At 64.1% G+C, this 24,864-nt stretch carries 17 protein-coding genes and 1 pseudogene; 15 read left to right on the forward strand and 3 right to left on the reverse strand.

Translation table 11 applies throughout. The features are described 5' to 3' along the window. The first annotated feature begins 19 nt into the window (after positions 1-19). A complete protein-coding gene (locus tag JJC00_RS37450; protein WP_200470712.1) occupies positions 20-712 on the forward strand; it encodes an MBL fold metallo-hydrolase in 693 nt (230 codons plus the stop codon). A 34-nt stretch (positions 713-746) separates the two neighbouring features. On the opposite strand, the gene JJC00_RS37455 is transcribed toward JJC00_RS37450, so the two are convergent. Beyond that, positions 747-1,916 carry an extracellular catalytic domain type 1 short-chain-length polyhydroxyalkanoate depolymerase gene (locus JJC00_RS37455; protein WP_200470713.1) on the reverse strand — a complete coding sequence of 390 codons (1,170 nt, stop codon included), beginning with the start codon at positions 1,914-1,916 and terminating at the stop codon, positions 747-749. Between the two features lie 140 nt (positions 1,917-2,056). Next, positions 2,057-3,460 carry an MFS transporter gene (locus JJC00_RS37460; protein ID WP_200470714.1) on the reverse strand — a complete coding sequence of 468 codons (1,404 nt, stop codon included), beginning with the start codon at positions 3,458-3,460 and terminating at the stop codon, positions 2,057-2,059. A 237-nt stretch (positions 3,461-3,697) separates the two neighbouring features. On the opposite strand from JJC00_RS37460, the gene JJC00_RS37465 reads away from it, so the two are divergent. Beyond that, positions 3,698-4,933: an LLM class flavin-dependent oxidoreductase gene (locus JJC00_RS37465; RefSeq protein WP_200470715.1), complete on the forward strand. Its 1,236-nt coding sequence runs from the start codon at positions 3,698-3,700 to the stop codon at positions 4,931-4,933. Between the two features lie 141 nt (positions 4,934-5,074). Further along, entirely contained in the window at positions 5,075-6,451 is a 1,377-nt protein-coding gene (locus JJC00_RS37470) for a cytochrome P450 (RefSeq protein WP_200470716.1), read from the forward strand. 172 nt (positions 6,452-6,623) lie between these two features. Here JJC00_RS37470 and JJC00_RS37475 read toward each other — a convergent pair. Next, positions 6,624-6,764, reverse strand: a pseudogene (locus tag JJC00_RS37475) (SDR family NAD(P)-dependent oxidoreductase); the annotation flags it as partial. 194 nt (positions 6,765-6,958) lie between these two features. On the opposite strand from JJC00_RS37475, the gene JJC00_RS37480 reads away from it, so the two are divergent. The 12 genes from JJC00_RS37480 (at position 6,959) to JJC00_RS37535 (ending at position 24,864) form a co-directional block, all read left to right on the forward strand. After that, positions 6,959-7,924 carry a sensor histidine kinase gene (locus tag JJC00_RS37480; RefSeq protein ID WP_200470717.1) on the forward strand — a complete coding sequence of 322 codons (966 nt, stop codon included), beginning with the start codon at positions 6,959-6,961 and terminating at the stop codon, positions 7,922-7,924. Between the two features lie 262 nt (positions 7,925-8,186). Further along, positions 8,187-9,923: a putative bifunctional diguanylate cyclase/phosphodiesterase gene (locus JJC00_RS37485; RefSeq protein WP_200470718.1), complete on the forward strand. Its 1,737-nt coding sequence runs from the start codon at positions 8,187-8,189 to the stop codon at positions 9,921-9,923. 260 nt (positions 9,924-10,183) lie between these two features. Further along, positions 10,184-11,626, forward strand: a complete 1,443-nt coding sequence (locus JJC00_RS37490) for a sigma-54 interaction domain-containing protein (RefSeq protein ID WP_200470719.1) — start codon at positions 10,184-10,186, stop codon at positions 11,624-11,626. 195 nt (positions 11,627-11,821) lie between these two features. Next, the gene (locus JJC00_RS37495) at positions 11,822-13,132 is read left to right on the forward strand and encodes an MFS transporter (protein WP_246774050.1); all 1,311 of its coding nucleotides are present in this window, start codon (positions 11,822-11,824) and stop codon (positions 13,130-13,132) included. 81 nt (positions 13,133-13,213) lie between these two features. After that, on the forward strand, positions 13,214-15,253 hold the full coding sequence (locus JJC00_RS37500; protein WP_200470721.1) for an acyl CoA:acetate/3-ketoacid CoA transferase: 2,040 nt from the start codon (positions 13,214-13,216) through the stop codon (positions 15,251-15,253). Between the two features lie 111 nt (positions 15,254-15,364). Continuing rightward, complete coding sequence (locus JJC00_RS37505; protein WP_200470722.1) at positions 15,365-16,549, forward strand: substrate-binding domain-containing protein; 1,185 nt, start codon at positions 15,365-15,367, stop codon at positions 16,547-16,549. Positions 16,550-16,738: 189 nt separating this feature from the next. Continuing rightward, on the forward strand, positions 16,739-17,926 hold the full coding sequence (locus tag JJC00_RS37510; RefSeq protein WP_200469293.1) for an IS481 family transposase: 1,188 nt from the start codon (positions 16,739-16,741) through the stop codon (positions 17,924-17,926). Between the two features lie 68 nt (positions 17,927-17,994). Further along, the gene (locus JJC00_RS37515; protein ID WP_200470723.1) at positions 17,995-18,771 is read left to right on the forward strand and encodes an ABC transporter ATP-binding protein; all 777 of its coding nucleotides are present in this window, start codon (positions 17,995-17,997) and stop codon (positions 18,769-18,771) included. Next, a complete protein-coding gene (locus tag JJC00_RS37520) occupies positions 18,768-19,490 on the forward strand; it encodes an ABC transporter ATP-binding protein (RefSeq protein ID WP_200470724.1) in 723 nt (240 codons plus the stop codon). Before JJC00_RS37515 ends, JJC00_RS37520 begins: the two co-directional genes overlap by 4 nt. Next, positions 19,487-20,497: a branched-chain amino acid ABC transporter permease gene (locus JJC00_RS37525; protein ID WP_200470725.1), complete on the forward strand. Its 1,011-nt coding sequence runs from the start codon at positions 19,487-19,489 to the stop codon at positions 20,495-20,497. The genes JJC00_RS37520 and JJC00_RS37525 overlap by 4 nt, the downstream gene beginning before the upstream one ends. Beyond that, entirely contained in the window at positions 20,494-21,579 is a 1,086-nt protein-coding gene (locus tag JJC00_RS37530) for a branched-chain amino acid ABC transporter permease (protein ID WP_200470726.1), read from the forward strand. The genes JJC00_RS37525 and JJC00_RS37530 overlap by 4 nt, the downstream gene beginning before the upstream one ends. 195 nt (positions 21,580-21,774) lie before the next feature. Further along, on the forward strand, positions 21,775-24,864 hold the full coding sequence (locus tag JJC00_RS37535; protein WP_433996539.1) for a bifunctional diguanylate cyclase/phosphodiesterase: 3,090 nt from the start codon (positions 21,775-21,777) through the stop codon (positions 24,862-24,864).

The following is a 24,864-nucleotide window of genomic DNA, read 5'->3' on the forward strand; positions in this document are numbered from 1 at the left end:
AAATCAGCATTGTGAGCCCATGACCGAGCAAAACGACACCCGGGAATCCTCGCAAGGATCCGCGCAAGCCAAGGCCGGCGCGATCATCGTCCCCGTGACGCTGTTCGAGCAGAACTGCACCATCATCTGGGACGAGCCCGGCAAGAAGGCCGTCGTGATCGACCCCGGCGGCGACGTGCCGAAGATTCTTGAGGCGATCAAGCAGGCCGGCGTCACCGTCGAGAAAATCTGGCTGACCCACGGCCATATCGACCATGTCGGCGGCGCGGCCGAATTGCGCGATGCGCTGAAGGTGCCGATCGAGGGCCCGCACGTCGCAGACAAATATCTGCTCGACAACGTGGTCGAGAGCGGCGCGCGCTTCGGCATGACGGGGGTGCGCAATTTCGAGCCGGACCGCTGGCTCGACGAAGGCGACACCGTGTCGATCGGCGGCCTGACGTTCGACATTTTCCATTGCCCCGGCCACTCGCCGGGCAGCGTGGTGTTCTTCAACAAGGACCTGCGTTTTGCCCATGTCGGCGACGTGCTGTTTGCCGGCTCGGTCGGGCGCACCGACTTGCCCGGCGGCAGTCACGCCACGTTGATCAATTCGATCGTGACAAAACTGCTGCCGCTCGGCGACGATGTCGGCTTCATCTGCGGCCATGGTGCCGGCTCGAGCATCGGCCAGGAGCGGATGACCAATCCGTTCATCACCGGCGAGACGTAAAGCGCGCGGGCGGCGTGATCCGGGACGACAGGACCTACTTCATCAATCCCGCGGCGGTCAGCGCACGGGTGATGATCTGGCCGAGATCGAAGCCGCGGGCCTGCTCGGGCTTCGGCTCGGCCGATTCCTGGGCGACCGCGGCGCGGATCGAGCGGGCGAGGTGCGGGGCGGGCGAGCGCGCGGGCACTGCTTTTGCCTCCACCTTCTTCCTGGTCGCGTCCGGAATCCATCCGGTGAGACCGAAGAACTTTGCGATGTGGTAGGAGGACGAAATACCGGCCTCGATCAGGAACGCGCCTTCGACGCCGTAGCGCTGATCGTTGTCGGCGAGCCCCAGCGGCGTGCCGTGCGCCATGCCGGTGATGGCGTAGGATTCGACCAGCGTCTCGCCGTCCTTGTTCCACCAGGCCTGGCGCGGATAGCCGTCGACATTGGTCTCGGCCATCGGCGTCATCGGCAGATCGTGCAAATCGAGCCACTGCTTGACGATCTCGTTGGCATTGCCGGGATTGACGGTGCGGTCGGCGCCGCCGTGCCACACCGAGATTTTTGGCCAGGGCCCGCGATGATTGGAAGCCCGCCGCACGAGATCGCCGAGCTCGCGCTCGGGCCGCGCCGGCGAATGAAACATGCCGTCCAGCGCCTCGCGTAAATTCGACGCGATGCCGTAAGGAAGTCCGGCGATGATCGCGCCGGCCTCGAACACTTCCGGATAAGTCGCGAGCATCACCGAGGCCATGCCGCCGCCGGCGGACAGGCCGGTGATGAAGACGCGCCTGGGATCGATGCGATGCGTCTGCACCATATGCGCGACCATCTCGCGAATCGAACGCGCCTCGCCGCTGTCGCGCGCTGTGTCTTCCGGATTGAACCAGTTGAAGCAGGTGTTGCCGTTGTTGATGCGCTGCTGCTCGGGCATCACCAGCGCAAAGCCGTAGTGCCGCGCGAGTGTCGACCAGCCCGCGCCGAGATCGTAGGCCGCAGCCGTCTGGCCGCAGCCATGCAGCACGACAACGAGCGCGCGCGGCTTCTGCAATTGCGCCGGCACGAACGCATACATGCGCAGATTGCCGGGATTATCGCCGAAGCCTGTGACTTCCTCCAGCGGACTGGAGGCATCAGCGCTCGCGCCAAAGTCGGGCAAGCGGAGACCATCCATCTTCGGCAGATGTCTCAAGAGGTCGACATTACGGGCAAGCGACACGGCAAATTCCTGGTGGGCGGCTTTCAACGTTTACCCAGACCAGATAGTTGCTGCAGTGCAAAATGAAAAGGCCGTGTGCTGTCGATTACCCCTGGATCACGCAGAATCCAGCAGGAATCCGCATGAATTAACCGAATGCCTCAACTTCGTGCAGATGCGCGGCGCATCCACGTCAGGAATGCGGCGCAGATCATGATTAACGCCGCGAACAGCGCGAGCGAGGCCAGAAATCCTGCGCGCGTTGATTGCAGCGATTCGATTGCGAAGAACACCGCGCCGATTGCGGCCACTCCGGCCGCATTTCCGATCTGCGCCGTGGTGCCGTACATGCCCGAGGCCGAGCCTGCGGCGACAGGCTTCACCGTCGAAAGCACCGCGCCGGAGAGCGGCACCATCACCAGGCCCTGGCCATAGCCAAAGATGATCATGATGAGCGCGACCGGCGTCGGCGCGTCGATAACGCCAGCAACAAGTGCGAGCGCCGCGAGACCCGCGATCTGCAACGCGCAGCCTTCGATCAGCACTTTTGTGCCGCGATGTTTTGCCCGCGCGCCGCTGTGGCGCGAGGCCACGACGAAAGCCAGCGCGAGCGGAATGAAGGCGAGGCCGGCGGCGAGCGGCGCAATCTTCAGGCCGCGCTGCATGAACAGCGTCATCACCAGATAGAACGAGAGATTGGCGACGAAGAAAAAGAAGGCGGCACCGAGCCCGCGCAGAAAGGCTGCATCCGCCAACAGCGTCAGATCGATCAACGACATGCCCGCGCGCGCAACGACGTGTTCGAGCTTGAGGAATCCTGCGAGGATCGCGCCGCCGCCCAGCATCACCCCCCACAGCCACGGCGCCCAGCCGACATCGTGACCGAACAGCAGCGGGCCGATCAGGCACAACAGCCCGGCGAACAGCACGACGCTGCCCTTGATGTCGAGCCTGGTGCCGGCCCGGCGCGGCACCGACGGCATGATGCGCCAGGCGGCGACCGCGATGATGAGCCCACAGGGCACGTTGACGAAGAACACCGATCGCCAGCCGGTGTGGGCGAGGTCGATCGTGACTAGGAGGCCACCGAGCAAGAAGCCCGCGGCGCCCGCAAGCCCGAGCACGATGCCGTAGATGCCGAAGGCGCGGCTGCGTGACTCGTCGTTGAAGAGCAGATGCAGTGTCGCCAGCACCTGCGGCACCATCAGCGCGGCGGTCGCGCCCTGCGCCAGCCGGGCGACGATCAGCTCAGCACCGGATTGTGCCAGCCCGCACCAGAGTGAAGTCGCGGTGAATCCGAGCACGCCGGCGAGAAAGACATTCTTGGTGCCATGGATGTCGCCGAGGCGACCGCCGGTGACGACCAGCGTCGCATAGGCGATCAGATAGATCGCGATAACGGACTCGATCTGCGCCGGTGTCGCATGCAGGTCGACGGCAATGGTCGGAATCGCAACGTTCACGATGAAGGCGTCGACGCCGAACATGAACTGCGCGGCGACGACGATCGCGAGCACCCACCAGCGGCGGGTCGAATCGACAGGCTTTGTGAGGGTCTGATGCATCGGTACGTGACTCTGGGCGATGGTCGACCGATGATTTCAGTTTTGCACACCGCGCTGCTATTACCTCAGAGGTAGGATTGCTGGGCTCTTCATCTCTCCCGGGTGAGCGGGAACAGGGAAGAGAAACACGCATGCCTGCATTCCGCTGCACGGGACATCGCGCGATTGCGTTCGCGGCATCGGGCACGTAGCCTCCGCCTACCTAACAAGCAGAAAATGACGGCCGGAGAGAACGCCATGGCGCGCCTGAAGTTTGGAGCCTTCCTTGCCCCGCATCATCCGATCGGGGAGCATCCGATGCTTCAGTTCCGGCGCGATCTCGACCTGGTCGAGCAGCTCGATGCGCTCGGCTATGACGAGTTCTGGTGCGGCGAGCATCACTCCTCCGGCTGGGAGACGATCGCCTCGCCCGAGATGTTTCTGGCCGCGGCCGGGGAACGCACCAAGCGCATCAAGCTCGGCACCGGCGTGGTGTCGCTGCCCTATCACCATCCCTTCAACGTGGCCCAGCGCATGGTGCAGCTCGACCACATGACCGGCGGCCGCGCCATTTTCGGCTCCGGCCCGGGCGCGCTGGCGTCGGACGCGCACACGCTCGGCATCGACCCGATGACGCAGCGGGACCGCCAGGACGAGGCGATCGCCGTGATCCGCCGGCTGTTCAACGGCGAGCGTGTCACCGCCAAGAGCGACTGGTTCACCATGAACGACGCCGCGCTGCAGATCCTGCCGTTGCAGGAGGAGATGCCGTTCGTGGTGGCGTCGCAGATCTCGCCATCGGGCATGACGCTCGCCGGCAAATACGGCATCGGCATCATCTCGCTTGGCTCGATGACGACGCAGGGCCTGATGTCGCTGCAACAGCAATGGCAGTTCGCCGAGGATGCCGCGAAAAAGCACGGCACCTCGGTCAGCCGCGCCGACTGGCGCGTGCTGCTGAGCTTCCACATCGCCGAGAGCCGCGAGCAGGCGCGCAAGGAGGCCGGCGCCGGGCTGATGCGCTGGCACAACGAATATAATGTCGGCACACTGCAGCGGCCGGGCCTCACCGCATTCTCCTCGCCCGACGAGGCCGTGGACAAGACCGCTTTCGTCGAGGGCGCGGCGTCCACCATCGGCACGCCCGACGATCTCGTCAAAACCATCAAGAACGTGATGGACGTGTCCGGCGGCGTCGGCGCCGTCATCGGCTTCGTGCACGACTGGGCCAATCCGGAAGCGACGCGCCGGAGCTGGGACATGGTGGCGCGTTATGTCGTGCCGGAGATCAACGGCTACACCGAAGGCTTGCGCAAGTCGCAAAAGTTCGTGATCGAGAATCGCGCGATTTTCGAGCGTGCCGGTCAGGCCGTGATGGCCAAGATCATGCAGAACGAGAAAGCCGCCGAGGCGCTGAAGGTCACAGGCCCCGGCCGGGTCGCTATTCCCGCCGTCAACGCGCCGGATTTGCAGAAGGAGGCGGCGAAGCGATAGGCCCCCTTGGCGCTACGCTCGTAACCACGTTCACAAGCAAAACACATAGGCCTGTGCTATGCTGACCCGGTCAGCTGGCGCAGGCCGTATTGTTGCCGCGGTCGCGCGATTCCCGTCGGTCAGCCAACCGGAGCAATCGTCATGTCGATGCAGAATGTCGCCACGCCCGAGCTCGGCTACACCGCACCCAAACGCAACGAGCTCACGCATATCCCGGGCGACGAGGGCTGGCCGATCGTCGGCATGACTTTCAAGGTGCTCGCCGACCCCAAGGGGCATATCGAGAGGAACGGTGCCAAGTACGGGCTCGTCTATCGTACCCACATTTTCGGCGAAACCAACATCGTGCTGCTCGGCCCTGAGGCGAACGAGCTCGTGCTGTTCGACCAGCAGAAGCTATTCTCGTCGACCCATGGCTGGAGCAAGGTGCTCGGCCTGCTGTTTCCGCGCGGATTGATGCTGCTGGATTTCGACGAGCACCGGCTGCATCGCAAGGCGCTCTCGGTTGCATTCAAGTCAGGGCCGATGAAGTCTTATCTCAGCGATCTCGATCGCGGCATCTCCGCGCGTGTCGCGCAGTGGAAGGCCAAGCCCGGCGAGATGCAGCTTTATCCGGCGATGAAGCAGCTCACACTGGATCTCGCCGCAACGTCCTTTCTCGGCGCCGACATCGGGCCCGAGGTTGACGAGATCAACCGCGCCTTCGTCGATATGGTCGCCGCTGCGGTCGCCCCGATCCGCCGTCCCCTACCCGGCACCCAGATGGCGGCCGGCGTCAAGGGACGCAAACGTATCATCGCCTATTTCCGCGAGCAGATTCCGCTCCGCCGCGGCAACCACGGCGGCGATGATCTGTTCTCACACCTCTGCCGGGCCACCCATGAGGATGGTGCGCTGTTGTCCGACCAGGACATCATCGATCATATGAGCTTCCTGATGATGGCGGCGCACGACACGCTGACCTCGTCGCTGACGTCCTTCATCGGCGAGCTCGCCGCCAATCCGGACTGGCAGAGCAGGCTGCGCGCAGAAGTTCTCGCGCTCGGGCTTGCTCCCGGCGCGCCGAGCAGCTTCGACGATCTGGAAAAGATGCCGTTGACGGAGATGGCCTTCAAGGAGGCGCTGCGGATCAAGCCGCCGGTGCCCTCGATGCCGCGCCGCGCCATGCGCGATTTCACCTTCAAGGGCTATACGATTCCCGCCGGCACCGCGGTCGGCGTCAATCCGCTCTTTACGCATCACATGAAGGACATCTGGCCGGAGCCGGATCGCTTCGATCCCCTGCGCTTCACCGAGGAAGCCCAGCGCAACCGCCACCGCTTCGCCTGGGTGCCGTTCGGCGGCGGCGCGCATATGTGCCTCGGCCTGCACTTCGCCTACATGCAGGCGAAATGTTTTGCCCGGCACTTCCTGCAGAACATCGAGGTGTCGCTGGAGCCCGGCTACAAGCCGGACTGGCAGATGTGGCCGATCCCGAAGCCGAAGGATGGGTTAAAGGTCAGGCTGAAGGCGGTGTGAGCTTCGCTCTCGTGGGCAAAGGCGCAGAGTGCCGTGCCCACCACTTCTCTTCTCGTTTGAACATCGATGGTGGGCACGGCGCGCGAAGAGCGCGCCTTTGCCCAACTTACGGCACCTCTGCTCGCTGCTACGCTCACCGATCAAACGCTTTGCGCAAAGCGACGCAGTCCATCGCAAGCGTCTCGCCTTCCGGTATACGCCGGCCCGCGATCACAATTTTGGCACCTTCAGCAACGAAGACTTCCGCGGTCCGCAATCCGATCCCGCTCGTCGCACCCGTGATCACCGCAACCCTGCCGTCGAGCCTGCCCATAGAATGTCGCTGATTTCGAATGATTTGAAGCCAAATGGCGGACACCGATTGATGACGTCACGCCGACAATCGGCGCCGCAACAATCACTATTCCTGCCGGCTGGCGACAAGGCAAGCTTTGCTTGCGCATGCGAGATGCGTAACATCGTGGCCCGCCTCTCGACTTTCGGGCGGCTGTCGCAACCGGGCTGCGCATGGGGAAGCTGATCGACGAATTCCGCAAGGGCTGGCAGGGCGTGGCATCGCCATCGCTCGGCCTGAGCATTGCGTTCGCGGTGGCCTGCCTGCTGGTCGCGACCCTGGCGCGCTGGGGGCTCGCGCATGTGCGCCCCGACGTCTACTTCACGCCGTATTTTCCGGCCGTGTTCTTTGCAGCCGCCTTCGGCGGCTTGCGGATCGGCGTGGTGACGGCACTGGTCGGCGGCGTGCTCGGCGTCGTCGTCAATTTCGGCGATGCCTTTGCCGATCGCGCACGGTTCGCCCTGCTCACGCTCTATTGGGGCGTTTCCGCGCTGACCATCTGGGGCGTCGAGCACTATCGCACGATGCTGGCGGAGCAGCGCCGGATCTCCAAGCGCCTGATCGAGGAAGAGGACTATCGCAAGGTTCTGGTCGACGAGCTGCAGCACCGGCTGAAGAACAAGCTGTCGACCGTGCACGCCGTGCTGCACCAGGTGCTGCACGACCAGCCGCAGGTCTGGGCCCGGATCGACCCGCGGCTGCGTTCGCTGGCCGCGACCGACGATCTGATCTCGAAGATCGACAAGGCCGGCTGCGACATCCGCGATCTTCTGATCTCCGAGCTCGGCCCTTACGGCCATGTCCGCTTCACACTCAACGGCGACCGGCTGTTCCTGCCGCCGAAGCTTGCGGTGACGCTGTCACTGATGTTTCACGAACTCGCAACCAATGCCGGCAAATACGGCGCATTCTCCTCACCTCGCGGATTGCTGCAGGTGTCATGGACCGTCAGCGACGATCGCCTGACCGTCACGTGGGACGAAACCGAGGGACCGAGCATCGACAAAGTCTCGGAGCCTGGTTTCGGCACCAAGCTGCTGAAGTCGGCGCTCTCCGCCTTCGACGGCAAGACCGAAGTCACTTATTTGAAAACCGGGCTGCATTGCATCATGCAGTGTCGTATTCCCAAGGGCGAGTGACGTTCGGTCACCTCTCCCCGGCGGAGAGAGGTGTCGACGGCCCGCATCGATTCAAACGAAAGAGATCGCGCGCGACGCTCGCGCTTTCGCAAGCGCTGTTGACCTTCTGTTAATGACGATCGGCGGCGCACCTCGCAACGCCACAGGTTTCCCCCAGAACACCCCCGTATTTATGCGGACCCCTTAACCAAACCTAAGAGGGAACTGCGCATGATCGCGCCCATTGCGAAGGCGCGCTGAAACAACAAGATTCATGATTTCTATGAACGACAATGCATATAGCGGCGCGACTGAAGCCGAACTCGGATTTCTCAAGGAAATCGTTAGAATGCTGCCTGCCGGCCTGACCGTGCAGGACGCGCAAGGCAAGCTTCTCCTGGTCAACGATGTGGCAGCCGCCCAGCTCGGCATGGACGGCAGCCGTCCATCGCCCGATCTCGCGCAACGCCGCGAGGCCTGCGAGCGCGCGCTGAGGGCCGGACAGCCGGTCACTTCCGAAGAAGCGCTCCAGGACGGCGCCGCCCGCCAGGTGCTGCTGACCACCCATCGGCCGGTCCAGCTCGCCGGCCGCGACCTCTTGATCTCGGCCTCCGCCGACATCACCGAGCAGAAGAATTTCGAGGACCAGCTGTTTCGCTCGGCCTATTTCGACGAGCTGACCGGCCTGCCCTCGCGGCGCGTGATCGAGCATCGTGCCAACATCCTGCTGGCACAGGAGCGCGGCGGCGAGCGTTTTGCGCTCGCCTTTCTCGACGTCGACAATTTCAAGCACATCAACGACTATTACGGTCACGCGGTCGGCGACGCGCTGCTGGTCGAGCTGTCGAAGCGGCTCGGCCGCGACCTGCGCGATTCCGACGTGCTGTCGCGTATCTCCGGCGACGAATTCCTGCTGCTGCTCTCCCCGATCCGGAGCCAGGAGGAAGTCGCCGAATTCCTGAACGCGACATTGGAGCGGCTGACCGCACCGTTCTTCATCGATCATTCGGAAGTGTTCGTCTCCACCTCGGTCGGCGTCAGCCTCTTTCCCGACCATGGCCGCAGCTTCGAGATGCTGCGCCAGAATGCCGACATCGCGATGTACCGCATCAAGAACAACGGCAAGGGATCCGCCGCCTTCTTCGATTCCGGCATGGAACGCGAGGCCTTGGCGCGGATGAAGATCGAGCAGTCGCTGCGGCTCGCCATCCTCGAAAAGCGCTTCTGCTGTGCCTTCCAGTCCAAGGTCGACATCCGCACCCAGGCCGTGATGGGTATCGAAGCCCTGGTGCGCCTGCGCGACGACGAGGGCGTGATCCAGGCGCCGGGCTCGTTCATCAACCTCGCCAGCGAGCTCGGGCTGATCGACGAGCTGACCCATCTCGTGCTGGCCGAGATCGTCAAGTCGATCGACCTGATCAACGGCACCTTTGGCGCGGAAGCGACCATCAGCATCAACGTCGCCGCCAAGCAGGCCGGCAATCCCGAGTTCATGCGTGATTTCGCGCAGGCGCTGGAGGACACCGGCTTTCCGCAGCGCTTCATGATCGAGGTGACCGAAGACGCCTTCGTCGCCAAAAATCATTTCCAGAGCGAAATCCTGCCGATGTTCCGCAAGCTCGGCGTCGGCATCTCGATCGACGATTTCGGCACCGGCTATTCGTCGCTGTCGGCGCTCGCCGACATCACCGCCGACGAGATCAAGATCGACCGCTCCTTCATCACCGACATCCATAAGCGCCCGCGCAGCCAGGGCATTTTGCGCGCGATCGAGTCCTTAAGCGAAGCGCTGGGCATGACCGTGATCGCCGAAGGCCTCGAATCCTACGAGGAACTCGCCTATCTCCAGGCCGCGACCAAGATCCGCTACGCGCAGGGCTATTATTTCGCCCGCCCGATCTTCCTGGAGGAGCTGAAGCTCGCCACGCCCGCCTCGAGCGAGTCCCGCGCCAGCGTGTCCGCCCGCCCGATGCAGCAGAACCGCCAGGGCTATTCGCGGGCGAGCGGGTATCGGCGGTAACATCGCATGTTCCCCATCCCGTCATCCTGAGGTGCAAGGCCCACGATGCGAACGCATCGTGGGCAGAGCCTCGAAGGATGAACGGCCGAGCTGCGAGCCGGGCCCGTCGCCCTTCGAGGCCTCCGCTACGCTCCGGCACCTCAGGATGACGGGAGATAGATCGCGGGCGAGCGGGTATCGGCCGTAGCCCGCCGCACCAATTCCCTTTGAAATTACAGCCCTTTTTGTAATAAACAGGCGGACCTTCCCTGGGGCACGCCATGTCACCTTCCTCTTCCGACGTCAGCGATCCCGCCTATGTCCGCGCGCGGGCGATGGTGACGCTGTTCGAGCGGCTGGAGCATCTGTGCGAGGGCGCGATCGCGATCGATCGCGGTGGGCGGGTCATCTACGTCAATGAGAAGTACCTGGCCTCGCTCGGCCTCAAGCAGACCGCGGAAGCGATCGGACGACCGATCGAGGAGGTCATTCCGAACAGCCTGATGCGGAAGGTCGTCGAGACCGGCGAGCCGATCCTGCTCGACATCATGGAGCTTGGCGGCGAGCAGCTCGTCGTCACCCGCATGCCGATCGAGGACGAGAGGCACAACGTCATCGGAGCAATCGGCTTCGTGCTTTATGATCATCTCGAAAGCCTCAAACCGCTGCTTGCGCGCGTCGCGCAGCTCGAGAGCGATTTGCGGCTGGCGCGGCGGCAATTGTCGAGCGCTCGCGCGGCGCGCTTCACCTTTGCCGACTTCGTCGGCAAGACCGCGGGAATCGCGCATGCCAAGGAGCTCGCAGGCCGCGCCGCCCGGCAGAACGTCACCGTGCTCCTCACCGGCGAGACCGGAACGGGCAAGGAGATGCTGGCGCAAGCCATTCACAATGCATCATCCCGCGCCGAGAAGCCGTTTGTCAGCGTCAACGTCGCTGCGATCCCCGACACGCTGATCGAATCGGAGTTTTTCGGCACGGCGCCCGGGGCCTATACCGGTGCCGATCGCAAGGGGCGCGAAGGCAAATTCCGCGTTGCCGACGGCGGCACGCTGTTCCTCGACGAGATCGGCGAGATGCCGCTGCAACTGCAGGCCAAGCTGTTGCGCGTGTTGCAGGAGCGCGAGATCGAGCCGCTCGGATCGGACAAGATCTCCAAGGTAGACGTGCGGGTGGTCGCCGCCACCAATGTCGATTTGCGCAAGCGCGTCAGCGACGGCGCGTTCCGGCCCGATCTCTATTACCGCCTCAACGTACTTTCGATCGACCTGCCGCCGCTGCGCGACTGCCTCGGTGATCTCCCTGATATCAGCGCCCGGCTGCTCGACGACATCAGCGCCTCCGGCGATTACGTCAGCGCGAAGATCACGCCGAGCGCGCTGTCGGCGCTCGCCCGCTACGACTGGCCGGGCAATGTCCGGGAGCTTCGCAACATCCTGGAACGCGCGCTGATCCTGAGCGATTCCGGGCGCCTCACCGGCGATGATTTTGCCCGCATCCTCCCCGTCGGCACGGATGCGAGGCCGGCTTCGACGGTGCGAACAGCCGGCATCGTGGTACCCTATGCCGAGGCCGAGGCGGAGTTCGAGAAGCACACGCTCGAGCAGGCGCTCGCCGCCAGCAACGGCCAGATCTCCGAAGCCGCCAAGATGCTGCGCATCTCGCGTGCGACCTTCTACAAGAAGCTCGCCAAGTTCGGCCTCGCCTCCGGACCGGCCTCCGTCTGAGTTTCGAGACTCCTTTTGTCTGGAGTCTCGGATTCCTGACAGCGCGCAATGCGCCTCTTTCCCGGAGCCATCGGCGGAATTGCCGGATTTTCAGCCATTTTGCGCAAAACCACCGCATCTGGCGCGGACCTTGCTCTTCGCTTTGCACAATGACGCATGCCGCACATGCGCATTCGCAAACAGGGAGGACGCCAGATGAGTGGAGCGATCACCGTCAATGAGCTCGGGGCAAAGCAGCCGTCCCATGTCACGGTCGCAGCTGCGAGCCTGATCGGCACGGCCATCGAGTGGTACGACTTCTTCCTCTACGGCACCGCTGCCGCGCTGATCTTCAACAAGCTGTTCTTTCCGACCTTCGATCCGATGATCGGCACGCTGCTGGCGTTCGCGACCTATGCGCTCGGCTTCATCGCGCGCCCGCTCGGCGGGGTCGTGTTCGGTCACTACGGCGACAAGATCGGCCGCAAGACCATGCTGTATCTCACACTGCTGATCATGGGCGCGGCGACGGCGGCGATCGGATTCCTTCCGACCTACGACAGCGCCGGCATCTGGGCCGCGATCCTGCTCGTCACCTGCCGCCTAGTCCAGGGTTTTGGCCTAGGGGGCGAATGGGGCGGCGCGGTGCTGATGGCGGTCGAGCATGCGCCCGCGGACAAGAAAGGTTTCTATGGAAGCTGGCCGCAACTCGGCGCCCCGCTCGGCCTCGTGCTCGGCACGCTGGTCTTCTCGGTGGTCTCGGCGATGCTGACGGACGCGCAGCTGCTTGCCTGGGGTTGGCGCATCCCGTTCCTGTTCTCGATCGCGCTGGTGCTGGTCGGCCTGTGGATCCGCTTCACCATCGCGGAATCACCGGAATTCCAGAAGGTCAAGGACACCAAGCAGGAAGTGAAGATGCCGATCGTCGAGGCGATCCGGATGTATCCCAAGAATATCCTGCTTGCGATGGGCGCGCGCTTTGCGGAGAACGGCTTCTTCTACATCTACGCCACCTTCGTGCTTGCCTATGCGACGCAATCGCTCGGCATGAACAAGCAGGACATGCTGAACGGCGTGCTGATCGCGGCCGCGATCGAGACCTTCACCATTCCCGCTTTCGGCGCGCTGTCCGACCGCCTCGGCCGGCGGCCGATCTACATCTTCGGCGCGGTGTTCTCCGCCCTGATGTCGTTCCCGCTGTTCATGCTGCTGTCGACCAAGAACCCGCAGCTCGCCTGGATCGCGATCGTGCTGGGTCTCGCGATCGGCCATGCCGCGATGTACGGCCCGCAGGCAAGCTTCCTGTCGGAGCTGTTCGGCACCAAGGTGCGCTATAGCGGCGTCTCGCTCGGCTACAACCTCGCCTCGATCTTCGCCGGCGCGCTGTCGCCGTTGATCGCGACCGGCCTGATGACGGCCTATGCGCCGGCGACCTGGCCGATCTCGCTCTACATGATCGCGCTCGCGATCATCACCATCGTCTCGGTCTATTTCGCCACCGAAACGCGCAAGGTCGGTCAGTCCTGAAACGATTGATCGCAAATCGCACGAGACCGGAGCGCCTGGCCGCAGGCCGCTCCGGTCAACAGCAACATGGGAGGAACCGCCGTGAGCCTGCATCCTGCCTTGACTGACCTGCCCCATTTCGAAAAAGGCAAGATCGTCACTGCGGCCGAAGCCGTGATGCTGATCCGCGACGGCGACACGGTCGCGACCGGCGGCTTCGTCGGCATCGGCTTTGCCGAGGAGATCGCGCTGGCGCTCGAAGAGCTCTATCTGTCCAACGAGGGCGATGCGCCCTACACGCAAGGCAAGCCGCGCAATCTGACGCTGGTCTATGCCGCGGGCCAGGGCGACGGCAAGCATCGCGGCCTCAACCATTTCGCGCATGAAGGCCTGGTCCGCCGCGTGATCGGCGGGCATTGGGGCCTTGCGCCCAAGCTTCAGCAGCTCGCGATCGCCAGTCAGATCGAGGCCTATAATCTGCCGCAGGGCGTGATCACGCATCTGTTCCGCGACATCGCGGCGCATCGGCCCGGCCACATCAGCCGTGTCGGTCTGGGCACCTTCGTCGACCCCAGGCACGGCGGCGGCAAGCTGAATGCACGCACCACCGAAGACATGGTGGAGCTGATCACGCTGCGCGGCGAAGAATGCCTGCTCTATCGGACGTTTCCGATCAATGTCGGGATCATCCGCGCCACCACGGGCGATCCCGACGGCAACCTCACCATGGAGAAAGAGGCGCTGACGCTGGAAGCGCTGGCGATTGCCATGGCTGCGCACAATTCCGGCGGCATCGTCGTCGCCCAGGTCGAGCGCGTCGCCGAGAGCGGCAGCCTCAATCCGCGCCAGGTCAAGATCCCCGGCGTGCTCGTCGATTGCGTCGTCGTCGCCAAGCCCGAGCATCACTGGCAGACCTTTGGCACGCAATACAACCCCGCTTTTTCCAGCGAGATCAGGGTGCGTGCGGCGTCGCTACCGGTGATGCCGCTGAGCGAGCGCAAGATCATCGCCCGCCGCGCGGCCTTCGAGCTGAAGGCCAACAGCGTCGTCAACCTCGGCATCGGCATGCCCGAGGGGATCGCCGCCGTCGCCAATGAAGAGCGCATCATCGACCTCATCACGCTGACGGCAGAGCCCGGTGTGATCGGCGGCATTCCCGCAAGCGGCATCGATTTCGGCGCGGCGATCAATACCCAGGCCGTGATCGACCAGCCCTACCAATTCGACTTCTATGACGGCGGCGGGCTCGATGCCGCCTTCCTCGGGCTCGCTCAGGTCGATCGCGTCGGCAATCTCAATGTCAGCAAGTTCGGACCAAAACTCGCGGGCGCCGGCGGCTTCATCAATATCAGCCAGAATGCCAAGGAGGTCGTGTTCGTCGGCACCTTTGCGGCCGGCAAGCAGCGGATTGCGATCCACGACGGCAAGCTCGCCATCGTGGAGGAGGCAAAGTCGCGCAAATTCGTCGATGAGGTCGAACACGTCACGTTCAGCGGCCGGTTCGCGGCGGCGCGCGGGCAGCGCGTGCTCTACGTCACCGAACGCTGTGTCTTCGCGCTGCGGCCCGACGGGCTCGAGCTGATTGAGGTTGCGCCCGGCATCGACATCGAGCGCGACATCCTGCGCCTGATGGATTTCAGGCCGCTGATCCCGCGCGATCCCGGCCTGATGGATGCGCGCATCTTCCGTGATGGTCCGATGGACCTGCGCGAACGGCTGCTGACCATCCCGCTCGATCAGCGCTTTGCGCTGGACGAGCAGCAGAACCTGTTCTTCATCAATCTGGAGCGCTATCCGCTGCGCAGCAAGGCCGATATCGACGCCATAGCGCGCATCGTCGAGGCCAGGCTCGCGCCGCTCGGCCGCAAGGTTTACGCCATCGTCAATTATGACAACTTCTCGATCCTGCCGGAGCTGCTGGACGATTATTCGGCCATGGTGCGCAGCCTGGTCGACCGCTTCTATGCCGGCGTATCGCGGTACACCACGTCCGGCTTCCTGCGTATCAAGCTCGGCGAGGCGCTCGAACGGCGCGGCGTCGCGCCGCATATTTTCGAGAGTGCCGAGGAGGCGCGGTCGGACTGGCAGATCGAGGCAAATGGCGCGAGCGAAGGCACGCAGCTCGCGGCACGGCAGGGTTAAGAATAATGCAGAGCTTGCGGGCAGCAGCCTCAGCCGTAAGGTCGAATTGCAATGTTCTTCAGGCTGTGCAAATCGCTATTGCCCAACAAATCCTACTCAGGAGGGACCATCGTGCGTCGATCATTCATCATAACAACAACCATTCTCGCCTTGGCCGCGGTCACCTCCGCGCAAGCCGACGATCTCAAGGTCGCGCTGATCTACGGCAAGACCGGCCCGCTCGAGGCCTATGCCAAGCAGACCGAGACCGGCCTGCAGATGGGTTTTGAATACGCTACCAAGGGCACCATGACGATCGACGGCCGCAAGATCGTCATCATTACCAAGGACGACCAGGGCAAGCCGGATCTGTCCAAGGCCGCGCTCGCCGAAGCCTATCAGGACGACAAGGCCGACATCGCGATCGGCACGACCTCGTCGGCGGCTGCGCTCGCGATTCTCCCCGTCGCCGAGGAGAACAAGAAGATCCTGATCGTCGAGCCCGCAGTCGCGGACCAGATTACCGGCGAGAAGTGGAATCGCTACATCTTCCGCACCGCGCGCAATTCATCGCAGGACGCGATCTCGAACGCGGTCGCGATCGGCAAACAGGGCGTCACCGTCGCAACGCTGGCGCAGGACTACGCCTTCGGCCGCGACGGCGTCGCCGCCTTCAAGGAGGCGCTGGCCAAGACCGGCGCGACCCTCGCCGCGGAAGAATATGCTCCGACCAACACCACCGACTTCACTGCGGTCGGCCAGCGCCTGTTCGATGCGCTGAAAGATAAGCCGAGCCGCAAGGTGATCTGGGTGATCTGGGCCGGCGCCGGCAATCCGCTGGCGAAACTCCAGGACATGGACCCGAAGCGCTACGGCATCGAGCTCTCCACCGGCGGCAACATCCTGCCGGCGCTCGCCGCCTATAAGAGCCTGCCGGGCATGGAAGGCGCGACCTATTACTACTACGACATTCCGAAGAACCCGGTGAACGACTGGCTCGTCGCCGAGCACCAGAAGCGCTTCAACGCGCCGCCGGACTTCTTCACCGCGGGCGGTTTCGCCGCCGCGATGTCCGTCGTCGCCGCCGTCACCAAGGCGAAATCGACCGACACCGAGAAGCTGATCACGGCGATGGAAGGCTTGGAGTTCGACACGCCGAAGGGCAAGATGGTGTTCCGCAAGGAAGACCATCAGGCGCTGCAGAGCATGTATCACTTCAAGGTCAAGGTCGATCCGAACGTCGCCTGGGCCATTCTCGAGCGGGTGCGCGAGCTGAAGATCGAGGACATGAACGTTCCCGTCCGCAACAAGCGCTGAGCTTTCTTGCTTCACCTCACCCGCTCGCGGGGGAGGCCGGGAGAGGGCTCTCACCTCTTGGGGGTCCTCGCCTGTGGCGATACCCTCTCCCCAACCCTCCCCCGCAAGCGTGTTCAGACCGGGGACATGGTGGACGGGTGTTCGGAGACATCGTGGACAGTTTCGACAGCGAATCAAGGAGGCTGTCGGATGCCGTTCCGCGAGGTGTCTCGGATGGACGCGAGATTGGAGTTTGTGATGTTGGCCTCGGCAGAGGGAGCCAACGTTCGGCAATTGTGCCGTCGGTTCGGGATCAGTCCGACGACGGGCTACAAGTGGTTGGAGCGTTGGCGGACAAGCGGGACGACGGGGCTTCAGGAGCAGTCGCGGCGGCCGCAGCATTCGCCGCTGCGCAGCGTTGCGGCGACAGAGGATGCGGTGCTTTCGGTCCGCACGGAGCATCCGGCCTGGGGCGGCCGCAAGATTGCCAGGCGGCTGAAGGATCTCGGCCACGATGAAGTTCCGGCGCCCTCCACGGTGACGGCCATCCTGAAGCGGCATGGTATCGAGCTCGGCACATTCGGCGGTGGTCAGGCCCCCTTCACCCGCTTCGAGCGCGGGCGGCCGAACGAGTTGTGGCAGATGGACTTCAAGGGCCATGTGGCCATGCACGCCGGCCGGCTTCATCCGCTGACCGTGCTCGACGATCACTCGCGCTTTTCCGTGGTGCTTGCGGCTTGCGCCAACGAGCAGACCGAAACGGTCCAGCAGCAACTCATCACCGCATTCCGCCGCTACGGCCTGCCCGAGAGGCTGATTACCGACAACGGTTCGCCCTGGGGCGATGGCCCGGGCAGCCCGTTCACCCCGCTCGGCGTCTGGCTGATCGAGCTTGGCATCAGGATCAGCCATTCGCGGCCCTATCATCCGCAGACCATGGGCAAGGACGAACGCTTCCACCGCAGCCTCAAGGCCGAAGTGCTGTCCGCTCCGCCCTTCGCCGATCTCGCCGCCGCCGCGCGCGCCTTCGAGCACTGGCGCAACGTCTACAACACGCAGCGACCACACGAGGCTATCGAGCTGGCCGTCCCGGCCAGCCGCTATCAGCCGAGCCAGCGCGCCTATGTCGAGACCATCGCGCCCTTCGAATACGCCCCGGGCGACATCGTGCGCCGCGTCCAGCAGGGTGGTCACGTCAGCTTCCTCGGCCGTGCCATCAAAGTCCCCAAGGCCTTCCGCGGAAAGGCGATCGCCTTCCGGCCAACCACACAGGACGGCCTCTTCGACGTCGTCTTCCGAACCCAGACAATTGCAACCGTCGATATTCGGCCTCTCGACGGCAGGCTCGAAAGTGTCCACGATGTCTCCGAACACCCGTCCACCATGTCCCCGGTCTGAACAAAGCGGGGGAGGGAGTGCAGCGTGGCCGCGGATACATCTTCATCTCATCATTCACCAGACCTCGAATGACGCTCTCTCTCGAAACGCGCGACCTCACCATCCGCTTCGGCGGGCATGTCGCGGTCAACAACGTCACCTGCACGTTTCGCCCGGGCGAGCTCACCGCTATCGTCGGGCCGAATGGCGCCGGCAAGACCACCTATTTCAACCTGATTTCGGGCCAGCTGCGCGCCTCCCACGGCAGCATCCTGTTCGACGGCACCGACATCACGGAGCATTCCGCGCCGCTGCGGACCCGTGCGGGTCTCGGACGCGCGTTCCAGCTGACAAATCTCTTTCCGAACCTGACGGTCGAAGAGAACGTCCGCCTCGCGGTGCAGGCGGCCAACGGCACCCACTACGACATGCTGCGGCCCTGGACGGTCCGCCGCGATCTGATCGCGCGCGCCGACGCCATCCTCGACCAGGTCGCGCTCGGCAATCGCCGCGGCGTGGCCGCAACCGCGCTGTCGCATGGCGACCAGCGCAAGCTCGAGGTGGCACTGATGATCGCGCTGGAGCCTGATGTCTTCATGTTCGACGAGCCGACCGCCGGCATGAGCATCGACGAGGTGCCGGTCGTGCTGAATCTGATCGCGCAGCTCAAGCAGGACAAGAGCAAGATCATCCTGCTGGTCGAGCACAAGATGGACGTGGTGCGCTCGCTCGCCGATCGCATCATCGTGCTGCATAACGGCCAGCTCGTCGCCGACGGCCCGCCGGCCGAGGTGATCGCCTCGCCGATCGTGCAGGAAGCGTATCTCGGCGTTGCACCCAAAAACGCTCCAGAGAGTGCCGCATGACCGATCTCTTAAAGCTCTCGGGCGTGCACACCCATATCGGCCGCTACCACATCCTCCAGGGCATCGACCTCGCCGTCCCGCAAGGACAGGTCACGATGCTGCTCGGCCGCAACGGCGCCGGCAAGACCACGACGCTGCGCACCATCATGGGCCTGTGGCACGCCTCCACGGGCGAGATCACGCTCGGCGGCGAGGGCATCGAGAGCCGCGCCACGCCCGAGATTGCGCGTCTCGGCGTCGGTTACGTGCCGGAAAGCATGGCAGTGTTCTCCGATCTGACAGTGAAAGAAAATCTGGTGCTTGCGGCGCGCGACGCGCCGATGGACGACCAGCAACTGGAATGGATCTTTGGCTTCTTTCCGGCGCTGCGCCGGTTCTGGCTGTCGCGCGCCGGTAGCCTCTCGGGCGGACAGAAGCAAATGTTGTCGATCGCACGCGCCATCATCGAGCCGCGCAAGCTCTTGCTGATCGACGAGCCGACCAAGGGGCTGGCGCCCGCCATCGTCATGGCGCTGATCGAATGCCTGAAGGAGATCAAGCGCAAGGGCGCGACCATTCTCCTCGTCGAGCAGAATTTCTTTGCCGCCCGCGAGCTCGGCGACAGCGTGCTGGTGATGGACAACGGCACCATCGCCCATCGCGGCGAGATGGCGGCCTTGGCCGCCGACGTGCCGCTGCAGGAGCGACTCCTGGGCCTGAGCCTGGAGGCGCATCAGTGACTGAACTTGCCGCAAATGATCCGCTGCCGAAGCCGAAGCGCGACATCGCGCCGATCCTGCTGCCGATCGCGCTCGCGCTTGTCACGATCCCGCTGATCGGCTCGCCCAGCACCTGGCTGACCTTGACCGCCGCGAGCCTCGCGATGGGCATGATGATCTTCATCATGGCCTCTGGCCTGACGTTGGTTTTCGGCCTCATGGACGTGCTGAATTTCGGCCACGGCGCCTTCATCGCCGTCGGCGCTTATGTGGCAACGCTGGTGTTCGCGCCGTTCGCGGCCTCGGTGCAGGCGGATTCGCTGTGGGTGAACCTCGCGGTGCTGGCGCCGGCAGCGCTGCTGTCGATGGCGGTGTCCGGCGCGCTTGGCCTGGTCGTCGAGCGCGTGCTGATCCTTCCCGTGTACGGCCAGCATCTGAAGCAGATCCTGATGACCACGGGCGGCTTGATTGTCGCAGAACAGACGCTTTATGCGCTGTGGGGGCCGCAGATCATCCCGATGCCGCTGCCGGCCTCGCTGCGCGGCTCCTTCATCCTCGGTGACGTCGCGATCGCGAAATACCGCGTGCTGGCGACGCTGATCGGGCTTGCCGTCTTCATCGCGATCCAGCTCGTGCTCAACCGCACCAAGCTCGGCCTTCTGATCCGCGCCGGCGTCGAGAACCGCGAGATGGTCGAGGCGCTCGGCTATCGCATCCGTCGTCTCTTCCTTGGCGTGTTCATGACCGGCTCGGCGCTGGCCGGCCTCGGCGGCGTGATGTGGGCGCTCTATCGCGAGCAGGTCCACGCCTCCATGAGCGACGAGCTCACGGTCTTGATCTTTGTCGTCGTCATCATCGGCGGCCTCGGCTCGATCGGCGGCTGCTTCATCGGTGCGATCCTGGTGGCGATGGTCGCCAATTACGGCGGCTTCCTGGTGCCGAAACTTGCCCTCGTCTCCAACATCCTGCTGATGGTCGCCATTCTGATGTGGCGGCCGCGCGGCCTCTATGCGGTGACCAGCCGATGATGATCCTGTCAGGCGATCCGCCGCGGAGCCGCGTGCTCACGCTTGTTCTCGTCGTCATCATCCTGGCGCTGGCGGCGACGCCGTTCCTGTTCCCGGGCGCAAAGGCGCTGAACGTGGCGGCCAAGATCTGCGTGTTCGCCGCGCTGGTCGCCTCCTACGATTTGCTGCTCGGCTATACCGGCTCGGTGTCGTTCGCGCATACGATGTTCTATGGCATCGGCAGCTACGCGATCGCGATTGCGCTCTATGGCATGGGACCAAACTGGGCCGCGGTCGCGACCGGCATCGTCGTCGGCCTGCCGCTCGCAGCGCTACTCGCCCTCGCCATCGGTCTGTTCTCGCTGCGGGTCGCCGCGATCTTCTTTGCCATGATCACGCTCGCCGTCGCTTCCGCCTTCCAGGTATTGGCCTCGCAGCTGTCCTGGTTGACCGGCGGCGAGGACGGGCGCAGCTTCCAGCTCCCGGAGCTGCTCCGTCCCGGCACGGTACTGATCTCCAAAAGCCTGTTCGGCTTCGAGATCAACGGCCGCATCCTGACCTTCTACCTGGTGTTCGCAGTCTCGGCCTTGATGATCCTCGCGCTGCTGCGGGTGGTGAACTCGCCGTTCGGTCGCGTGCTGCAGGCGATCCGGGAGAACCGTTTTCGCGCCGAGGCACTCGGCTTCCGCACCGTCTTCCATTTGACCTACGCCAACTGCCTCGCGGCCCTCGTCGCCGCGGGCGCCGGCATCCTGAACGCGCTGTGGCTGCGCTATGCCGGCCCGGACACCTCGCTGAGCTTCTCCATCATGCTGGACATTCTCTTGATGGTGGTGATCGGCGGCATGGGCACGATCTACGGCGCGATCATCGGCGCGACGATCTTCATCCTGGCGCAGAACTATCTGCAATCGCTGATGGGCGTCGCCTCCAAGGCGGCGAGCGAAGCCGGTCTGCCGCTGCTGCCGGGGCTGCTGCATCCCGATCGCTGGCTGCTGTGGCTCGGGCTGCTCTTCATCGCCAGCGTCTATTTCTTCCCGACCGGCGTGGTCGGGCGGCTGCGCAGTGGCGGCGGCGACAAGAGCGCTGGCGCCTCGCATTAAGCCTCCATTAACGATGCAGCGCAGCGGTTATCGCGAACGCAGCGCAACCAGGAAGCGATTCGCGCTGCGCTCGGCCCCGATACGCTTGCGCAACCTGGATTAATCCTCAGGTAACTGGTTTTCCTAAGCATTGGGCCATTTGTACGGTGTATTTCTGTCCCCCAGGGGGAGGAAATGCGCGACCTATTCTCAGGGATGGCATCCAGACTGTCGCTAGCCGTCAAGGGCGGCTGGGACGCTGCCATGCGACGCGGCCCCGTGCTGTGGCTGATCCTATCAGGCGCATTGCTTGTCGCCGGCATCTTCGCAGTGACGGCCATGGCGTCCGGCGAGTTTCGCGAGCGCACACTGGTCAACCGCGAGCGCGAGCTGGAGAACACCGTGCAGCTGATCGCACGGCACTTCGACCAGCAATTCGAAGATTCCGACGTCATCGCGGCCGACCTGATCGGGCAGATGCACTTGCCGGAAATCACCTCGCCGCAGATGTTCCGCGAGCGCATGTCGGGGCCCGAAGCGAACCGGATGCTGAGGAGCAAAATCAGCCCGGTCTCCTATCTCGGCGACATCGCGATCTACGATGCCGACGGCGACCTGATCAGCTGGTCTCGGGCCGAGCCCCTGCCCAAGATCAACATCTCCTCACGCACCTATTTCCAGACCTTCAAATCGAGTCCGATGTCGGAGCCGGTGCTGCTGGAGTCGGTGCGCAGCTTCATCATCGACAAATGGACCACCATCGTCGCCCGCCGGCTGAGCCTGCCCGACGGCACCTTCGTCGGAGCGATGGTCCGGCGGATCGATCCCGACAGCTATCAGCGCTATTTCGCCTCGGTCGCTCTGGCTGATGGCGCCGCCATCTCGCTGTTCGACCGCGAAGGCGTGATGCTGGCGCGCTACCCGAATGTCGAATCGATGATCGGGGTCAGCTACAAGAGTGCGCCGCTGATGCAGAAGGTGCTGACCCGCGGCGGTCAGCACACGCTTCGCGTCAAGAGCCCGGTGGACGGCGAGGAGAAGCTCGGTTCGGCTGCGTCGCTCACGCATTTCCCGCTGGTCATCGTCGCCACCAACACCATGTCGTCCGCGCTTGCCGACTGGCGGCAGCAGACCGGCTTCATGGTCACCACCGCGACGCTTTCGGCGGCCGTGATCGCGCTGATCCTGTTCATGATCATCCGCCAGATCGACCGGCAGAACCGCGAGGCCCAGCAGCGCCTGGAGGCGGAGCGGCTGCGGCTCGACACCGCCCTCAACAATATGTCCCAAGGGCTGATCCTGTACGACGCAGCCGGGTACATCGTCACCTGCAATCGCCGCTATGCCGACATGTTCGGCCTCTCCCACGACGTCATCAAGCCCGGCTGTCACATTCGCGAGGCGATGTCTCATCGCAAGGAACGTAACGCGTTCGGCGGCGATGTCGAAGCGTTTTGCGCCGACGTCATGAAGGTCGTGGCCGAAGGCGAGGTCTCGACGAGAGCTCACCTGCTGCCCAACGGCCGCGCCTTCCAGGTCATCAACACCCCGCTCGCGCAGGGCGGATGGGTCGCCACGATCGAGGAGATCACCGAACGGCGCAATCTGGAGCAGGAGCGCGACCGCAACTACACGTTCCTCCGCGAGATCATCGACCACATCCCATCGCAGATCACGGTGAAGGATGCCCGGACACGGCAATATCTGCTGATCAACCGTACCGCCGAAGAGCAGTTCGGCCAATCGCGCGAAGCGGTAGTCGGCAAGACCCCCTTCGACATCTATCCGGGTGACACCGCAAGGAAAGTTACCGAAGACGACAGCAAGGCGTTGGAGACGACCGAGGGATTGTTCAGGGACGAGCATCCCTGGCCGAGCCTGACCATGGGGCTGCGCTACATCACCTCGACCCGAATCGGCATTCGCGACACGTCGGGCGAGCCGCGCTACCTCATCAACGTCGTCGAGGATGTCACCGAGCGGCGGCGCGCCCACGAGAAGATCGCGCATATGGCGCATTATGACGCGCTGACCGACCTGCCGAACCGAACGCTGTTCCGCGAGCAGATCGAGCGCGAGCTGGAGAAGGTCGCCGGCGGCGAACAGTTCGCGCTGCTCTATATCGACGTCGACGAATTCAAGGGCATCAACGATTCGCTCGGCCACCATGTCGGCGACGAGCTGCTGAAGGCGATCGCGGGTCGCATCCGCGCCTGCCTCAGGCCGGGCGATCTGATCGCGCGGCTCGGCGGCGACGAGTTTGCCGTGATCCAGACCGGAATCGAATCGTCTGCCGACGTGCTGTCCTTCGTGACGCGGCTCCATGAAGCGATCCGCCGCCCCTATCACTGCCTCGGCCACCAGCTCTCCACCGACGCCAGCATCGGCATCGCGCTGGCACCGCAGGACGGCACCGATCTCGACCAGCTCATCAAGAATGCCGACCTCGCAATGTACGGCGCCAAGGCGGAAGGGCGGCGTACCTACCGCTTCTTCGTGCCAGAGATGGATGCGTGCGCCAGGGCTCGCCTCTCCCTGGAGCAGGATCTGCGCCAGGCGCTGGTCAATGGCGGCTTCGAGATCCATTACCAGCCGCTGGTCAATCTGCATTCGGGCGAGGTCTCCGGCTGCGAGGCGCTGCTGCGCTGGCGTCATCCCGTGCGCGGCATGGTCTCGCCGGCCGAATTCATTCCGATCGCCGAGGACACCGGCCTGATCAACGAGCTGGGCGACTGGGTGCTGCGTACGGCCTGCAACGAGGCCGCGACCTGGCCGGCTCATGTGCGCGTCGCCGTCAACGTCTCGCCGGTGCAGCTCAAATGCGACACGCTGGCGCTGCGGATCGCAGGCGCCCTCGCCGCCTCCGGGCTTGAGCCGCGACGGCTCGAGCTCGAGATCACGGAGGCCGTGCTGATCCGCGATGACGAGGCGGCACTCTCGATCCTGCACCAGCTTCGTTCGATCGGCGTGCGCATCGCGCTCGACGATTTCGGCACCGGCTATTCCTCGCTGAGCTATCTGAAACGCTTCCCGTTCGACAAGATCAAGATCGACCGCTGCTTCGTCGCCGACATCGCGGATTCCGGCGGATCACCCGTGATCGTCCAGGCGGTGGTGAACATCGCCTCCGCCAGCAATATGACCACGGTGGCCGAAGGCGTCGAGACCGAGGCCCAGCGCGAGATGCTGCGCGCGCTCGGCTGCACGGAGATGCAGGGCTATCTGTTCAGCAAGCCGAAGCCGGCGGCCGAGGTGCGCGGGTTGTTCGGCCCGGGCGATGCCATGCCAGTGGCGGCGGTGGCCTGA

Source organism: Bradyrhizobium diazoefficiens (assembly GCF_016616885.1).
GTDB lineage: Bacteria > Pseudomonadota > Alphaproteobacteria > Rhizobiales > Xanthobacteraceae > Bradyrhizobium > Bradyrhizobium diazoefficiens_F.

What these genes read in the sequence shown, in the direction of transcription:
- JJC00_RS37470 (WP_200470716.1), top strand. Translation starts at nt 5,075, where the DNA reads ATGTCGATGCAGAATGTCGCCACGCCCGAGCTCGGCTACACCGCACCC.
- JJC00_RS37450 (WP_200470712.1), top strand. Translation starts at nt 20, where the DNA reads ATGACCGAGCAAAACGACACCCGGGAATCCTCGCAAGGATCCGCGCAA.
- JJC00_RS37520 (WP_200470724.1), top strand. Translation starts at nt 18,768, where the DNA reads ATGACCGATCTCTTAAAGCTCTCGGGCGTGCACACCCATATCGGCCGC.
- JJC00_RS37535 (WP_433996539.1), top strand. Translation starts at nt 21,775, where the DNA reads ATGGCATCCAGACTGTCGCTAGCCGTCAAGGGCGGCTGGGACGCTGCC.
- JJC00_RS37515 (WP_200470723.1), top strand. Translation starts at nt 17,995, where the DNA reads ATGACGCTCTCTCTCGAAACGCGCGACCTCACCATCCGCTTCGGCGGG.
- JJC00_RS37530 (WP_200470726.1), top strand. Translation starts at nt 20,494, where the DNA reads ATGATGATCCTGTCAGGCGATCCGCCGCGGAGCCGCGTGCTCACGCTT.
- JJC00_RS37510 (WP_200469293.1), top strand. Translation starts at nt 16,739, where the DNA reads ATGCCGTTCCGCGAGGTGTCTCGGATGGACGCGAGATTGGAGTTTGTG.
- JJC00_RS37495 (WP_246774050.1), top strand. Translation starts at nt 11,822, where the DNA reads ATGAGTGGAGCGATCACCGTCAATGAGCTCGGGGCAAAGCAGCCGTCC.
- JJC00_RS37460 (WP_200470714.1), bottom strand. Translation starts at nt 3,460, where the DNA reads ATGCATCAGACCCTCACAAAGCCTGTCGATTCGACCCGCCGCTGGTGG.
- JJC00_RS37480 (WP_200470717.1), top strand. Translation starts at nt 6,959, where the DNA reads ATGGGGAAGCTGATCGACGAATTCCGCAAGGGCTGGCAGGGCGTGGCA.
- JJC00_RS37465 (WP_200470715.1), top strand. Translation starts at nt 3,698, where the DNA reads ATGGCGCGCCTGAAGTTTGGAGCCTTCCTTGCCCCGCATCATCCGATC.
- JJC00_RS37485 (WP_200470718.1), top strand. Translation starts at nt 8,187, where the DNA reads ATGAACGACAATGCATATAGCGGCGCGACTGAAGCCGAACTCGGATTT.
- JJC00_RS37490 (WP_200470719.1), top strand. Translation starts at nt 10,184, where the DNA reads ATGTCACCTTCCTCTTCCGACGTCAGCGATCCCGCCTATGTCCGCGCG.